Source organism: Pseudomonas sp. UV AK001, from assembly GCF_046097675.1.
GTDB lineage: Bacteria > Pseudomonadota > Gammaproteobacteria > Pseudomonadales > Pseudomonadaceae > Aquipseudomonas > Aquipseudomonas kribbensis.
In genome coordinates this window covers 637,472-650,866 of the sequence record NZ_JBJUVZ010000002.1, presented here as the reverse complement: position 1 = coordinate 650,866, position 13,395 = coordinate 637,472, and the positions used below count along the sequence as shown (strand labels likewise).

Below are 13,395 nucleotides of genomic sequence, written 5' to 3'. Positions count from 1 at the left end.
CATCTAGAATTCGCCGTCAACCCCTTATTTCAACTTTACTCAGATTTCAGCGTAATCCGTGCAAAAGCCTTCTTGCCTGCCTGACAAACGTGAGTCGCGCCGAGCACGTATATAAAGGAGCGATCGACAACTTCACCATCTATACGCACACCACCGGAAGCCAGCAGATCACGAGCAGCCGCCGAGTTCTTCACCAGGCCAGCCTTATTAAGGACAGCAGCAATCGGCATATCCTCGGCAGCAGTCAGCTCGACCTCTGGCAAATCATCTGGCAGCTCGCCGTCCTTCATACGGTTACCCGCACCACGGTGAGCATTGGCAGCAGCCTCTTCCCCATGGAAGCGCGCAACAATTTCTTCAGCCAGCTTGATCTTGATGTCGCGAGGGTTGGCACCCGCCTCTACATCGGCACGGAAAGCATTGATCTCATCCATCGAACGGAAGCTGAGCAGCTCGAAATAGCGCCACATCAATACATCCGGGATAGAAACCAACTTGCTGTACATGACACCCGGCGCTTCCTGGATACCGACGTAGTTGCCCAATGACTTGGACATCTTTTTAACGCCATCCAGCCCTTCGAGCAGCGGCATCGTCAGAATGCACTGAGCCTCCTGACCATAACCACGCTGCAGCTCGCGACCCATCAGCAGGTTGAACTTCTGATCGGTACCACCCAGCTCAACATCCGCACGCAATGCAACCGAGTCATACCCCTGAACCAGCGGATAGAGGAACTCATGAATGGCGATTGGCTGATTGGTGGTGTAGCGCTTGTCGAAGTCGTCACGCTCGAGCATACGAGCAACGGTGTATTGCGAAGTCAGACGAATAAAGTCCGCAGGCCCCATCTGATCCATCCAGGTGGAGTTGAACGCGACTTCGGTTTTCGCCGGATCAAGAATCTTGAACACCTGAGTCTTGTAGGTCTCGGCGTTTTCCAGAACCTGCTCACGGGTCAACGGAGGACGCGTGGCGCTCTTGCCGCTCGGATCACCGATCATTCCGGTGAAGTCACCAATCAGGAAGATCACCTGATGCCCCAGTTCCTGGAACTGACGCAGCTTATTAATAAGCACAGTGTGACCAAGGTGCAGATCCGGCGCCGTTGGATCGAAGCCGGCCTTGATTCGCAGCGGCTGGCCACGCTTGAGCTTTTCGATCAGCTCGGACTCGACCAACAGTTCTTCCGCACCACGTTTAATCAGCGCTAGCTGCTCTTCAACCGACTTCATAACAGACCCGCAAGGCTCAGATTCAAAGGGAACCAACCATACAAGATCGCGCACCAATTACAAGTTTTGCCCGGCGCACGGATACCAATCCACGGGCGAGATACCTGCGGACTTGCCTCAGAGATGATTTGGTTATATTTTATACAGTTATTTCATCTTCATCATGTCATTCATCTTTTCCAATTCATCTTTTCAAAGTCAAAACTACTTATGACCACTGAACCGTCTAAAGCGCCACCGCTTTACCCGAAGACCCACCTGCTTGCCGCAAGTGGGATCGCCGCCCTTCTCAGCCTGGCGCTCCTGGTATTTCCTTCCAGTGATGTTGAAGCCAAAAAGACGACCCTGAGCCTTGAGCTGGAAAGTCCTGCTGAACAACTGACACAAGATCAAGACGCTGCTGATGCGGTTCAAGCCACAAATGAACCAGTAGCCTCACCCTTCGCCCAGATCGAAAACAGCGCAGAAGACACACCCGAAACCGCCCAGGCCGCACCAGCACCTGCACCGGTCGCGCCTGAAAAGAAGGCTCCAGGCCACAGGGAAGTGATCGTCTCCAAGGGTGACACCCTTTCGACACTGTTCGAAAAGGTTGGCCTCCCCGCCGCTGCCGTGCACGAAGTTCTGGCCAGCGACAAACAAGCCAAGCAGTTCAGCCAGCTCAAACACGGCCAGAAACTCGAATTCGAACTCAATCCACAAGGCCAACTGACCAATCTGCACAGCAAGGTCAGCGACGTTGAAACCATCACCCTGACCAAGAACGACAAGGGTTATGTCTTCAACCGCGTTACCGCTAAGCCGACCGTTCGTACCGCCTATGTCCACGGCGTGATCAATAGCTCCCTGTCCCAGTCCGCCGCACGCGCCGGCCTGTCCCACAGCCTGACCATGGATATGGCCAGCGTATTCGGCTACGACGTCGACTTCGCCCAGGATATCCGTCAGGGTGACGAGTTCGACGTGATCTACGAACAGAAAGTGGTCAATGGTAAAGCCGTCGGAAACGGCCCGATTCTCTCCGCCCGCTTCACCAACCGCGGCAAGACCTACACCGCCGTGCGTTACACCAACAAGCAAGGTAACAGCAGCTACTACACTGCCGACGGCAACAGCATGCGCAAGGCGTTCATCCGTACTCCGGTGGACTTCGCCCGCATCAGTTCCAAGTTCTCCATGGGCCGCAAACACCCGATCCTCAACAAGATCCGCGCCCACAAAGGCGTCGACTACGCCGCCCCACGCGGTACGCCTATCAAGGCTGCCGGCGATGGCAAAGTACTGTTGGCCGGTCGCCGTGGTGGTTACGGCAACACCGTGATCATTCAGCACGGCAACACCTACCGCACGCTGTACGGTCACATGCAAGGCTTCGCCAAAGGCGTGAAAACCGGCGGTACCGTCAAGCAGGGCCAGGTCATCGGCTACATCGGCACTACCGGCCTGTCTACCGGCCCGCACCTGCACTATGAGTTCCAGGTCAACGGCGTTCACGTCGACCCGTTGGGCCAGAAGCTGCCAATGGCCGATCCGATCGCCAAATCCGAGCGCGCGCGCTTCCTGGCGCAGAGCCAGCCGTTGATGGCGCGCATGGACCAAGAGAAGGCCACCATGCTGGCCTCGAGCAAGCGTTAAGCAATGGCTCTTTATATCGGCGTGATGTCCGGAACCAGCCTCGATGGCCTGGACATCGCCCTGATCGAGCAGACCTCGGCGATCAACCTGATCGCCACGCACTACATTCCCATGCCTGAATCCCTGCGCGCCGAGCTGCTTGGCTTGTGCGCCAGCGGCCCCGACGAGATTGCCCGCTCGGCCATCGCCCAGCAGAACTGGGTGAAACTTGCCGCCGAAGGCATCCACGTCCTGCTCGAACAGCAACAGCTCAAACCCGAAGCCATTCGCGCAATCGGCAGCCACGGCCAGACCATTCGCCACGAACCGGCACGCGGTTTCACCGTACAGATCGGCAACCCTGCCCTGCTGACCGAGCTGACCGGCATTACGGTAGTCAGTGACTTCCGCAGCCGCGATGTGGCCGCCGGCGGCCAGGGCGCCCCTCTGGTTCCGGCCTTCCATGAAGCGTTGTTCGAAGAGCGTACCGGCAACCGCGCAGTCCTGAATGTCGGCGGTTTCAGCAATCTCAGTCTGATTGAGCCGAACAATCCTGTAGCCGGTTTCGACTGCGGTCCCGGGAATGTTCTGATGGATGCGTGGATTCATCGACAGCGTGGCGAAAACTATGATCGCAACGGTCAATGGGCAGCCAGCGGAAAAGTTGAACCAACCCTTCTCAAGGCATTGTTGAGCGATTCCTTCTTCTCGACCAAAGGCCCGAAGAGCACCGGCCGGGAAGTGTTCAACCTGCCCTGGCTGGAACAGCAACTGTCACACCTGCCGGATTTCGCTCCCGAAAACGTACAGGCAACGCTGCTCGAACTGACAGCGCTGACCATCGTCGAATCGCTGCAAAGCGCTCAATCGAATACCGAAGAACTCCTGGTCTGCGGCGGTGGGGCCCACAACGCTACACTGATGAAACGCCTGGCCGACCTGCTGCCCAACACGAAAGTCGCCAGCACCGCGACTCACGGTGTCGATCCAGACTGGGTCGAAGCCATGGCCTTTGCCTGGCTGGCGCATTGCTGCCTTGAAGGTATCACCGCCAATCGCCCCAGCGTCACCGGCGCTAAGGGCCTGCGCGTACTCGGCGCCATCTATCCCAATTAAGACAAAGCGCAGATAACAAAACGCCGCAGAACCGTGAGGTTCTGCGGCGTTTTGTTGTGTACGGTGAAGCGAGATCAGATCGAGAACGAAGAACCGCAACCACACGTCGTGGTGGCATTCGGATTCTTGATCACGAAGCGCGAACCTTCCAGACCTTCCTGGTAGTCCACTTCGGCACCTGCCAGATACTGGAAGCTCATCGGATCAACCACCAGGCTCACACCTTCGCGCTCGACGATGGTGTCGTCCTCGGCCACATCTTCATCGAAGGTGAAGCCGTACTGAAACCCTGAACAACCGCCGCCCGTAACGAATACGCGCAGCTTCAAGCGATCATTCCCCTCTTCATCGACCAGGCTCTTCACCTTGTGCGCAGCACCCTGAGTGAATTGCAAAGCCGTGGGGGTGAAGGATTCGACGCTCATGCTGACTATCTCCCGGCGTTACGCCGCCATAATGCGTGATGACGCGCATTATCCGCTTGTCCTAGAAAATCGGTCAACTATTGTTACGGTATATCAATAAAGCCATCAGCGACCCGGAATGCAAAAAGGCCCGTCAGACGGGCCTTTTCACCAAGCAGGATCAGTCTTACGGCAGCATGCCCGCGTGGGACAGACCAAAGCGCTCATCCAGACCGAACAGAATGTTCATGTTCTGCACCGCCTGGCCCGACGCGCCCTTGACCAGGTTATCGATCACCGACAGCACTACCACCAGATCACCATCCTGTGGGCGATGGACCGCGATACGGCAAACGTTCGCGCCGCGCACGCTGCGGGTTTCCGGATGGCTGCCGGCCGGCATCACGTCGACGAACGGTTCATTGGCATAACGCTTTTCGAACAGCGCCTGCAAATCCACCGAGCGATCCACCACGGTTGCATAGAGCGTGGAATGAATGCCACGAATCATCGGCGTCAGGTGTGGCACGAAAGTCAGGCCGACATCCTTGCCCGCTGCACGGCGCAGACCCTGACGAATTTCCGGCAGATGACGGTGACCTTTCACCGCATAAGCCTTCATGCTTTCCGACGTCTCGGAGTACAGCGAACCTACGGCAGCACCACGACCGGCACCGCTGACACCGGACTTGCAGTCGGCGATCAGGTGGGAAGCGTCGGCAATGCCCGCCTCTAGCAATGGCAGGAAACCCAGCTGCGTTGCAGTCGGATAGCAACCCGGCACCGCGATCAGGCGCGCTTTCCTGATTTGCTCACGGTTGACTTCCGGCAAGCCGTAAACCGCTTCGTCCAGCAGCTCCGGCGCGCCGTGCGGCTGGCCGTACCACTTGGCCCATTCATCGGCGTCCTGCAGGCGGAAGTCGGCCGACAGGTCAATAACCTTGGTGCCCGCTGCCAGCAATTCACCGGCCAGTGCATGGGCAACGCCGTGCGGAGTCGCGAAGAACACCACGTCGCAAGCACCCAGGGTTTTGATGTCCGGCACGCTGAAGGCCAGGCCGTCGTAGTGACCGCGCAGGTTCGGGTACATGTCAGCCACGGCCAGACCGGCCTCGGATCGGGAAGTGATCACAACCACTTCTGCCTGCGGATGCTGTGCCAACAGACGCAGCAGTTCGACACCGGTGTAACCCGTGCCGCCGACGATACCGACCTTGACCATAAACCTGCCCTCAACGAACCCACTGGAAAGCCGTCGATAATAGGGGCCGCGCGCCCCTGCGACAACCGTCAAGGTGACGTGCGGACGCTCAAGCCTCTACTATCCGGCCTACCGTGAATGAGGGAAAAACCAAAAATGCTCTATCTATGGATCAAAGCGCTGCATATCGTCAGCATCGTGTGCTGGTTTGCCGGACTGTTCTACCTGCCGCGACTGTTCGTCTACCACGCACAAAGTGAAGATACGATCAGCAAGGAACGCTTCATCGTCATGGAGCGCAAGCTGTATCGCGGCATCATGGGCCCGGCGATGATCGCCGCGCTGATCTTCGGCGGCTGGCTGATTTACCTGAACCCGGGCATTTTCAGCAGCGGTGGCTGGATTCACGCCAAACTGACCCTGGTGGTGCTGCTGATCGGTTATCACCACATGTGCGGCGCGCAGGTAAAACGTTTTGCCCGTGGCGAGAACACCCGCAGCCATGTCTTTTATCGCTGGTTCAATGAAGTCCCGGTTCTGATATTGCTGGCTATCGTAATTCTGGTCGTGGTCAAGCCGTTCTAACTTCAACTGGTTCAACTTTCCGGGGTACTTCCGATGTCGCTGCCCGCTCTGCTCGAACAACGTCTGCGTCTGCCCGTCGTGGCTGCGCCGATGTTCCTGATTTCCAATCCAGAACTGGTGCTCGCGTGCTGTCGCAATGGCGTGGTCGGCAGCTTTCCGGCGCTCAACCAACGCGAAAGCAGCGGGTTCAAGGCCTGGCTGGAACAGATTGAAGCGGGACTGGCGACACTGGATAACCCGGCGCCTTATGCCGTGAACCTGATTGTTCACAAGAGCAATCCGCGTCTGGAGGCGGATCTGAACATCTGCGTCGAGCACAAGGTGCCTATCGTCATCACCAGCCTCGGTGCGGTGAAGGAATTGGTCGATGCAGTGCACAGCTACGGCGGCCTGGTTTTTCACGACGTGACGACTCGCCGCCATGCGGAAAAAGCCGCCGAAGCCGGCGTCGATGGCTTGATCGCCGTGGCGGCCGGCGCCGGTGGACATGCCGGTACCTGGAGCCCGTTCTCACTGATCGCCGAGATTCGCCAGTTCTTCAACAAGACGCTGCTGCTTGCAGGATGTTTGAACCACGGCCATGAGATTCTCGCCGCACAACTGCTCGGCGCGGATTTGGCCTACTTCGGTACGCGATTCATCGGTACGACTGAAAGTCATGCGCCCGACGCCTACAAGGAGATGCTGCTGACAGCCAAGGCAGCGGACATCATTCATACTCCTGCCGTGTCTGGAGTCCCGGCCAGCTTCATGCGCCAAAGCCTGGAGGCTGCCGGTTTCGATATGGCGGCACTGCAAGGCAAGGGTGAAGTGAACTTCGGCGACAAACTCAAGCCGATCAATGATGAAGCCAAAGCCTGGAAAACCGTGTGGTCGGCCGGCCAAGGGGTTGGCCAGATCGAAGATCTGCCAAGCGTGGACCAACTGGTGGCGCGCCTCGATGCAGAGTATCGCCAGGCCCTGGAGCATGCAGCACAGCTTCCGAAACGCTGGCCGCGCTGAGAAAATTCCGGCCAGTCGTTGCCCGACTGGCCTTACACTTGGCGACTGCAACACGTTTCAATTCAATTTCTTCGCGACAAGGATGCCTCGGCCATGAGCGAAACCCGCTACAAGATCGTTTTCGACGGTGCCCTGCAGCCCGGTGTCGATATCACCACAGCCAAACTGAACCTGGCCGATCTGTTCAAGAGCGATGTGGCCGCCATCGAACGCCTGTTCAATGGCCGCGCCGTCGCCCTCAAACGCGACCTGTCGCACAGCGATGCCCAGGCTTATCTGCAAGCGCTGGGCAAGACCGGGATCGACGCCCGGATCGAACAGGAAACGGCCATCGAACTGAATCTGTCCGATGTGCAGGAACACTCCGCCCCCATGGCTGAGCCTGACTCCCCCTACGCCCCACCCCGAGCCAGTGTCGGTGAACAACTGGCAGAATTCGCCACGCTCAAACCCTTCAGTGTCGAAGGCCGGATCGGACGCCTGCGTTACCTGGCATGGTCGATGGTGTTGAGCCTGGTAACCCTGCCGATCGTCGGCGTTTTTGCGCTGATCGGTCTGGGGCTGGTGAGTACCGACTCGACCAGCGGCCTGATCATCGGCGGTATCTTCGCCTTCTTCCTGTTCCTGGCCTTCGCGATCGTCGGCATCCTGTTCAGCATTCAGCGTCTGCACGATATCGGCTGGTCTGGCTGGCTCTGGCTGCTGACACTCGTACCTTTCGTGGGCAGCTTCTTCCCGCTTGTGATCATGGTCATGCCGGGCAGTACCGGCGCCAATCGCTATGGCCCGCCACCGCCACCGAACAGTACCGCCGTCAAAGTGCTGTGCTCCCTGTGGATCGTCTTCATCGGCCTGTTCTTCGTCGGTGGAATGCTGGGCGGTATTTCCGCCATCCAGCAGGAGTACGAAACCAGCCTCGAAAGCAGTTATGAGAGTGGTTCGGTGACCGCTGATGAAGTCGATGTCGAAGTCGAGCCCGTACCGAATCCGGTGGACGATGCAGCCGAACCTGCACCCGCCCCTGTAGACTCTGCGAAAGAATGAACAGCGCTCCCCGCCGTGACACCTGCGTCCACGGCGCGGAGCTGTTGCGATGGAGAACTGCATGACCCGTTACGCTCTGATCACTGGCGCTTCCAGCGGCATCGGCCTGGCCATGGCCGAAGCCCTGGCCCGCCGTGGCCGCAGCCTGATTCTGGTGGCCCGACAGCGTGATCAGCTGGAAAGCATTGCGATTGAACTGACCCAGCGTTTTGGCGTGGAGGTGCTGTTCCGCGCCTGCGACCTGAGCGAGCCGCTGCGCCTGTCCGGGTTTCTGCTGGAGCTTGAAGAAGGTGACCGGCAGATCGACCTGCTGGTGAACTGCGCCGGCATCGGTACGTGCGGCCCGTTCCTGGCCCAGGACTGGATGACCGAGCAAGACCTGATCGAGGTGAACATCCTCGCCCTCACCCGCCTCTGCCACGCAATCGGCAACAGCATGGCCCTGCAGGGTGGCGGGCAGATTCTCAACGTGGCGTCGGTCGCCGCGTTCAATCCCGGCCCGTGGATGAGCACTTACTACGCCAGCAAGGCCTACGTTCTGCATTTTTCCGAAGCGCTGCGAGTGGAATTGAAAAAGTGCGCCGTGAAAGTCTCGGTGCTCTGCCCTGGCCCGACGCGCACGGCGTTCTTTCGCACGGCGCAACTGAACAACGACAAACTCAACGCCAGCAAACTGCTGATGAGCCCCGAAGAGGTCGCGCTGTATACCGTGCGCGCCCTGGAGAAAAACCGCGCAATCATCATTCCCGGGCGCCGGAACCGCTGGTTCGCCTTTCTGCCGCGACTGGGGTCGCGCTGGCTCAACCGCACCATTGTCGGCATGGTCAACAAGGCTTACTGCCCGCGCTGAAGGGCCGGCAGGCAACTGGCTGGGCGTGGTGATCCCTCGTAGGTACACTCGGCTCAGCTCACACAACGGAGAAAACAGCTGTGGATACTCTGTTCACCAAGATCATCAACCGGGAGATCCCGGCGAAGATCATCTACGAGGACGACCAGGTTCTGGCGTTCCACGACATCGCCCCGCAGGCACCGGTGCATTTTCTGGTGATCCCGAAGAAACCGGTGCGCACCCTCAACGACCTGACCGAAGACGACAAGGCACTGGCCGGGCATATTCTGTTCACCGCCCAGCGTCTGGCGCTGGAACTGGGTTGCGAAGAAGGCTTCCGGGTGGTGATGAACTGCAATGAAAAGGGTGGGCAGACGGTCTACCACATTCATATGCACGTACTCGGTCAACGCCAGATGAACTGGCCGCCGGGCTGATCGACTTGAAATCTGTGGGGGCGCCCTGCTCCCACATGACCCAGCGCAAACCTTCCCCGGCCGATTCGGTTAAACTGGCCGCCGAGATTCTTCCCGGAGGTCAGCATGACTACCCAACGTCACTACTCGCCAATTGACCGTCTTCTGCTGCAAGCCGATGCCGCAATGCGAACCCTGCTGCCCTTCAGCGGCCAGCCGTACCGTCCGTCGCCGGCCATCGTGCAGCCCGACGTGCAGATGAGCGACGAAGACACCCGCCACGTCGCCGGCCTGATGCGTATCAACCATACAGGCGAAGTCTGTGCCCAGGCGCTGTATCAAGGCCAGGCTCTGACCGCCAAGCTGCCGCAGGTTCGCGAAGCCATGGAGCATGCGGCTGAAGAAGAGATCGATCATCTGGTCTGGTGCGAACAACGCATTCACCAGCTGGGCAGCCACACCAGCGTGCTCAATCCGCTGTTCTATGGAATGTCGTTCGGGATCGGCGCAGTCGCCGGGCTGATCAGCGACAAGGTCAGCCTCGGTTTTGTCGCGGCGACCGAGCATCAGGTGTGCAAGCACTTGAACGAGCATCTGGAGCAACTGCCGGCCGAGGATGAAAAATCCCGGGCAATTCTTGAGCAGATGCGTATCGATGAAGAACATCACGCGGAAAGCGCACTGGAAGCTGGCGGTTTCCGCTTCCCGGCACCGGTGAAGTTCGGCATGAGCCTGTTGGCCAAAGTGATGACCAAGAGCACCTACCGAATCTGAAAAACGCCCATAAAAAAGGCGACTGCCGCAAAGCAGTCGCCTTTTTTTTGCACGGATTTCTTAGCTCGGCATATTGCGCGCGTAGAAGATTTCCAGCATTTCGTGTTTCACACGCTCGGTCACCTGAGCACGTTGCTCGGACGACAGGTTGCTGGTGGCATCGCCGAACAGGTAGTTATCCAGTTCGAAGTTCTTCAGCAGCATTTTGGTGTGGAACAGGTTTTCCTGGTACACGTTCACGTCGGTCATCTGGTACGCGTCGCGGGTGTCTTCGGAGAGGTAGTTCTGGATCGAGTTGATCTCGTGGTCGATGAAGTGCTTGTTGCCTTCAACGTCACGGGTGAAGCCGCGCACACGGTAATCCACGGTCACGATGTCCGAATCGAACTGGTGAATGAGGAAATTGAGCGCTTTGAGCGGTGAAATGACTCCACAGGTCGACACATCGATGTCCACACGGAACGTCGCAATACCGGCGTCCGGATGGATTTCCGGATACGTATGCACCGTGATGTGACTCTTGTCGAGGTGGGCCAGGATGATTTCCGGCAGCGGACCCGGGGACTCTTCGATCTGGCTTTCGGTCGGGGTGACCGGTTCTTCCGAGATCAGAATCGTGACGCTGGCACCCTGAGGCTCATAGTTCTGACTGGCAATGTTCAGAATGTTGGCACCAATGATTTCGACAACTTCCGTGAGGATCTGCGTCAGGCGTTCGGCGTTGTACTCTTGATTGATGTACTCGACGTAAGCCTGCTGGTCTTGCGGGGTTTCCGCGTAGCAGATGTCATAGATGTTGAAGCTCAAGGTCTTTGTCAGGTTATTGAACCCGTGGAGCTTGAGTTTGCTTTTCACCGTTAAAAACTCTCTATGTATGCGGCCCGGCCGCGTGATCAAGCATGCCCGTCAAGTGCGAACGACGCACCTGCGTAGGACGGTTAACACCTCTTCGCGATGGCGATTTTGGTTATCTGTTCAGGCGGATGACCCGTCGGCTGACCGATCACTGCCCTGAAAAAAGTGGCGCATTATGCAGACGTCAGCGGGGGATCGCCAGAGTCTGCACTGCTTTTATGATAGTTGAATGTCGGCTCAGCCGAGTTCGACGATTTCGTAGTCGTGGGTGATTGCCACGCCGGCGGCGCCGAGCATGATCGAGGCCGAGCAGTACTTCTCCGCCGACAGCTCGATGGCGCGTTTGACCTGGGCTTCTTTCAGACCACGGCCCTTGACCACGAAGTGCATGTGGATCTTGGTGAACACCTTTGGATCTTCGGTCGCACGTTCGGCGTCCAGGAAAGCCTCGCAGCTTTCAACGGCCTGACGGGATTTCTTCAGAATGCTGACCACGTCGAAATTGCTGCAACCGCCAACGCCCAGCAGGAGCATCTCCATCGGGCGAACACCCAGATTGCGACCACCGGCGTCCGGCGGACCGTCCATGACCACGACATGACCGCTGCCGGATTCGCCGAGGAACATGGCTTCGCCAGCCCATTGGATGCGTGCCTTCATCGCCAAGACTCCACTGTAGAAAAAAGGGTCGCCAGCTTAGCACAGGGCCCCGGTTTGACTGTGAGCGGTGATCCTAGGACCGATGCCTTTACTGCGTAGGTAATTTCTCGAATTTTCGACGAAGTGTCTGGTAAGCTGGCGCCAATTCACTGGCGCCCCAAGCCGGTATTTGTAGCGATCGCCTCAGCGCCTCATATAAAAACCAAATATAACCGTGCAGTCTTTTCGGGATACAACCATGGTTGGTATTACCCCCACACCCAAAATCAAGAACCTCGACAAGCTGCTGATGCATTGCCAGCGCCGGCGCCACGCGGCCAAGAGCAACATCATCTGCGCCGGGGATCGCTCGGACACGCTGTACTTCATCATCCGCGGCTCGGTCACGATCCTGATCGAGGACGACGACGGCCGCGAGATGATCATCGCGTACCTGAATGCCGGCGACTTCTTCGGTGAGCTGGGCCTGTTCGAACAGGCCGGCCAGGAACAGGAGCGCAGTGCCTGGGTGCGGGCCAAGGTCGAGTGCGAAGTCGCGGAGATCAGCTACGCCAAATTCCGTGAATTGTCGCAACAGGATCCAGACATTCTTTACGTGCTCAGCGGACAAATCGCACAACGCTTGCGCAACACCACGCGCAAGGTCGGCGACTTGGCGTTCTTCGATGTCACGGGTCGTGTTGCTCGCTGCTTGCTGGAGCTATGCAAGCAACCCGACGCGATGACCCACCCGGACGGCATGCAGATCAAGGTGACCCGTCAGGAAATCGGGCGGATTGTCGGTTGTTCGCGGGAGATGGTCGGTCGCGTGCTCAAGGATCTTGAGGAACGCAACCTGGTGGATGTGAAAGGCAAGACCATGGTGGTCTTCGGCACTCGCTGAGTTCGAAAACTCAGCCGGCGTAGATCTGCGCCAGCATCAAACGAAAGAGTTCATCGAGTCGCGCCAAGGCATGGGGCGCCGGGAATTTCTCATGCAACGCGATGTGGCTTGCAGCGCGTACCCGTTGCTCCAGGCCGCACGCCTCATTGAAGCGGTTGACCGCCGCCACCATCGATTCGCGCTCGTCATCCAGCAGCATCGCACCGTGCACCAATCCCACCGGGCGCTGACCACCCTGACTCTGGCGCCAGCGCTGAGCGGTGCCGACCATCTTGCGACCGTCGAGGTTGACGTTGAAACGACCGTCACAGAACGCACCGTCGATTTCACCCAGCGAAGACGTGCCACCCAACTCATCCAGCAACTGACAGATCGGATCACACAGGCGCCGGTAACCGGTTTCGATGCGGTTCAGATCGCCTTCGCTGCGAGGCGGTGCGTAGACCAAGGCAATGTTGATTGTCGAAGCCGATTGCGGAACAGGTTCACCGCCAGTTTCACGCAACAACACCGGCCAACCGGCAGCGGCAGAGACTTCGCAGGCGTGATCGAATCCGGGGAGGCGGTTCAAACGACGCGGCATGACCAAAGCACGATCACTGGGCTGCCAGAACAGCAAACCGAATTCGGCATTACCGGCGCAGACCGAGGCCAGCAGATCCTGCTCGGCTTGCAGGCCGGCTTCAATGGTCAGGGAAGTGGGGATCATAAGGTTTCCATAGGACGTAGAGCCTGAGGTGAATCTTATGCTGCCTTCGCGGGCCAGCCCGCTCC

Annotated in this window: 15 protein-coding genes; 9 read left to right on the top strand and 6 right to left on the bottom strand. The window is 58.4% G+C overall.

Features of this window, described 5'->3' with window-relative positions; genetic code table 11:
* Positions 1–35: 35 nt before the first annotated feature.
* Entirely contained in the window at positions 36–1,235 is a 1,200-nt protein-coding gene (gene tyrS / locus ACKLNA_RS11015) for a tyrosine--tRNA ligase (protein ID WP_179693517.1), read from the bottom strand.
* A gap of 210 nt (positions 1,236–1,445) precedes the next feature.
* On the opposite strand from tyrS, the gene ACKLNA_RS11010 reads away from it, so the two are divergent.
* Positions 1,446–2,870 carry a peptidoglycan DD-metalloendopeptidase family protein gene (locus ACKLNA_RS11010; RefSeq protein ID WP_085709244.1) on the top strand — a complete coding sequence of 475 codons (1,425 nt, stop codon included), beginning with the start codon at positions 1,446–1,448 and terminating at the stop codon, positions 2,868–2,870.
* A 3-nt stretch (positions 2,871–2,873) separates the two neighbouring features.
* Positions 2,874–3,965: an anhydro-N-acetylmuramic acid kinase gene (locus ACKLNA_RS11005; protein WP_408985863.1), complete on the top strand. Its 1,092-nt coding sequence runs from the start codon at positions 2,874–2,876 to the stop codon at positions 3,963–3,965.
* Positions 3,966–4,039: 74 nt separating this feature from the next.
* Here ACKLNA_RS11005 and erpA read toward each other — a convergent pair whose 3' ends face one another.
* Positions 4,040–4,390, bottom strand: coding sequence for an iron-sulfur cluster insertion protein ErpA (gene erpA / locus ACKLNA_RS11000; RefSeq protein ID WP_003228776.1), 351 nt, complete (start codon positions 4,388–4,390; stop codon positions 4,040–4,042).
* Between the two features lie 166 nt (positions 4,391–4,556).
* Positions 4,557–5,591 (bottom strand): N-acetyl-gamma-glutamyl-phosphate reductase, encoded by a 1,035-nt coding sequence (argC, locus tag ACKLNA_RS10995; protein WP_085609104.1) that lies wholly within the window; start codon positions 5,589–5,591, stop codon positions 4,557–4,559.
* 135 nt (positions 5,592–5,726) lie between these two features.
* Between argC and hemJ the strand changes: the two genes are divergently transcribed.
* The 6 genes from hemJ (at position 5,727) to coq7 (ending at position 10,223) form a co-directional block, all read left to right on the top strand.
* Positions 5,727–6,155 carry a protoporphyrinogen oxidase HemJ gene (hemJ, locus tag ACKLNA_RS10990; protein ID WP_408985862.1) on the top strand — a complete coding sequence of 143 codons (429 nt, stop codon included), beginning with the start codon at positions 5,727–5,729 and terminating at the stop codon, positions 6,153–6,155.
* Positions 6,156–6,188: 33 nt separating this feature from the next.
* On the top strand, positions 6,189–7,157 hold the full coding sequence (locus tag ACKLNA_RS10985) for an NAD(P)H-dependent flavin oxidoreductase (protein WP_408985861.1): 969 nt from the start codon (positions 6,189–6,191) through the stop codon (positions 7,155–7,157).
* A 93-nt stretch (positions 7,158–7,250) separates the two neighbouring features.
* On the top strand, positions 7,251–8,201 hold the full coding sequence (locus ACKLNA_RS10980) for a DUF805 domain-containing protein (protein WP_408985860.1): 951 nt from the start codon (positions 7,251–7,253) through the stop codon (positions 8,199–8,201).
* Between the two features lie 61 nt (positions 8,202–8,262).
* Positions 8,263–9,051, top strand: a complete 789-nt coding sequence (locus ACKLNA_RS10975; RefSeq protein ID WP_408985859.1) for an SDR family NAD(P)-dependent oxidoreductase — start codon at positions 8,263–8,265, stop codon at positions 9,049–9,051.
* Between the two features lie 80 nt (positions 9,052–9,131).
* Positions 9,132–9,470: a histidine triad nucleotide-binding protein gene (locus ACKLNA_RS10970; RefSeq protein ID WP_003228789.1), complete on the top strand. Its 339-nt coding sequence runs from the start codon at positions 9,132–9,134 to the stop codon at positions 9,468–9,470.
* Between the two features lie 105 nt (positions 9,471–9,575).
* Positions 9,576–10,223, top strand: a complete 648-nt coding sequence (gene coq7, locus ACKLNA_RS10965; protein WP_007956317.1) for a 2-polyprenyl-3-methyl-6-methoxy-1,4-benzoquinone monooxygenase — start codon at positions 9,576–9,578, stop codon at positions 10,221–10,223.
* Positions 10,224–10,283: 60 nt separating this feature from the next.
* Here the strand turns inward: coq7 and speD are convergent, their stop codons facing one another.
* Complete coding sequence (gene speD, locus ACKLNA_RS10960) at positions 10,284–11,078, bottom strand: adenosylmethionine decarboxylase (protein WP_007956315.1); 795 nt, start codon at positions 11,076–11,078, stop codon at positions 10,284–10,286.
* A gap of 237 nt (positions 11,079–11,315) precedes the next feature.
* On the bottom strand, positions 11,316–11,738 hold the full coding sequence (locus ACKLNA_RS10955; RefSeq protein ID WP_016772921.1) for an OsmC family protein: 423 nt from the start codon (positions 11,736–11,738) through the stop codon (positions 11,316–11,318).
* A 238-nt stretch (positions 11,739–11,976) separates the two neighbouring features.
* Between ACKLNA_RS10955 and crp the strand changes: the two genes are divergently transcribed.
* Positions 11,977–12,621, top strand: a complete 645-nt coding sequence (gene crp, locus ACKLNA_RS10950) for a cAMP-activated global transcriptional regulator CRP (RefSeq protein ID WP_085709238.1) — start codon at positions 11,977–11,979, stop codon at positions 12,619–12,621.
* A gap of 10 nt (positions 12,622–12,631) precedes the next feature.
* Here the strand turns inward: crp and ACKLNA_RS10945 are convergent, their stop codons facing one another.
* Positions 12,632–13,330, bottom strand: coding sequence for a biotin/lipoate A/B protein ligase family protein (locus ACKLNA_RS10945; protein WP_408985858.1), 699 nt, complete (start codon positions 13,328–13,330; stop codon positions 12,632–12,634).
* Between the last annotated feature and the right edge of the window lie 65 nt (positions 13,331–13,395).

Coding starts and splice junctions, on each gene's coding strand:
- crp (WP_085709238.1), top strand. CDS start 11,977: ATGGTTGGTATTACCCCCACACCCAAAATCAAGAACCTCGACAAGCTG.
- ACKLNA_RS10945 (WP_408985858.1), bottom strand. CDS start 13,330: ATGATCCCCACTTCCCTGACCATTGAAGCCGGCCTGCAAGCCGAGCAG.
- ACKLNA_RS10955 (WP_016772921.1), bottom strand. CDS start 11,738: ATGAAGGCACGCATCCAATGGGCTGGCGAAGCCATGTTCCTCGGCGAA.
- ACKLNA_RS11010 (WP_085709244.1), top strand. CDS start 1,446: ATGACCACTGAACCGTCTAAAGCGCCACCGCTTTACCCGAAGACCCAC.
- ACKLNA_RS10985 (WP_408985861.1), top strand. CDS start 6,189: ATGTCGCTGCCCGCTCTGCTCGAACAACGTCTGCGTCTGCCCGTCGTG.
- erpA (WP_003228776.1), bottom strand. CDS start 4,390: ATGAGCGTCGAATCCTTCACCCCCACGGCTTTGCAATTCACTCAGGGT.
- ACKLNA_RS11005 (WP_408985863.1), top strand. CDS start 2,874: ATGGCTCTTTATATCGGCGTGATGTCCGGAACCAGCCTCGATGGCCTG.
- tyrS (WP_179693517.1), bottom strand. CDS start 1,235: ATGAAGTCGGTTGAAGAGCAGCTAGCGCTGATTAAACGTGGTGCGGAA.
- argC (WP_085609104.1), bottom strand. CDS start 5,591: ATGGTCAAGGTCGGTATCGTCGGCGGCACGGGTTACACCGGTGTCGAA.
- hemJ (WP_408985862.1), top strand. CDS start 5,727: ATGCTCTATCTATGGATCAAAGCGCTGCATATCGTCAGCATCGTGTGC.
- coq7 (WP_007956317.1), top strand. CDS start 9,576: ATGACTACCCAACGTCACTACTCGCCAATTGACCGTCTTCTGCTGCAA.
- ACKLNA_RS10980 (WP_408985860.1), top strand. CDS start 7,251: ATGAGCGAAACCCGCTACAAGATCGTTTTCGACGGTGCCCTGCAGCCC.
- ACKLNA_RS10975 (WP_408985859.1), top strand. CDS start 8,263: ATGACCCGTTACGCTCTGATCACTGGCGCTTCCAGCGGCATCGGCCTG.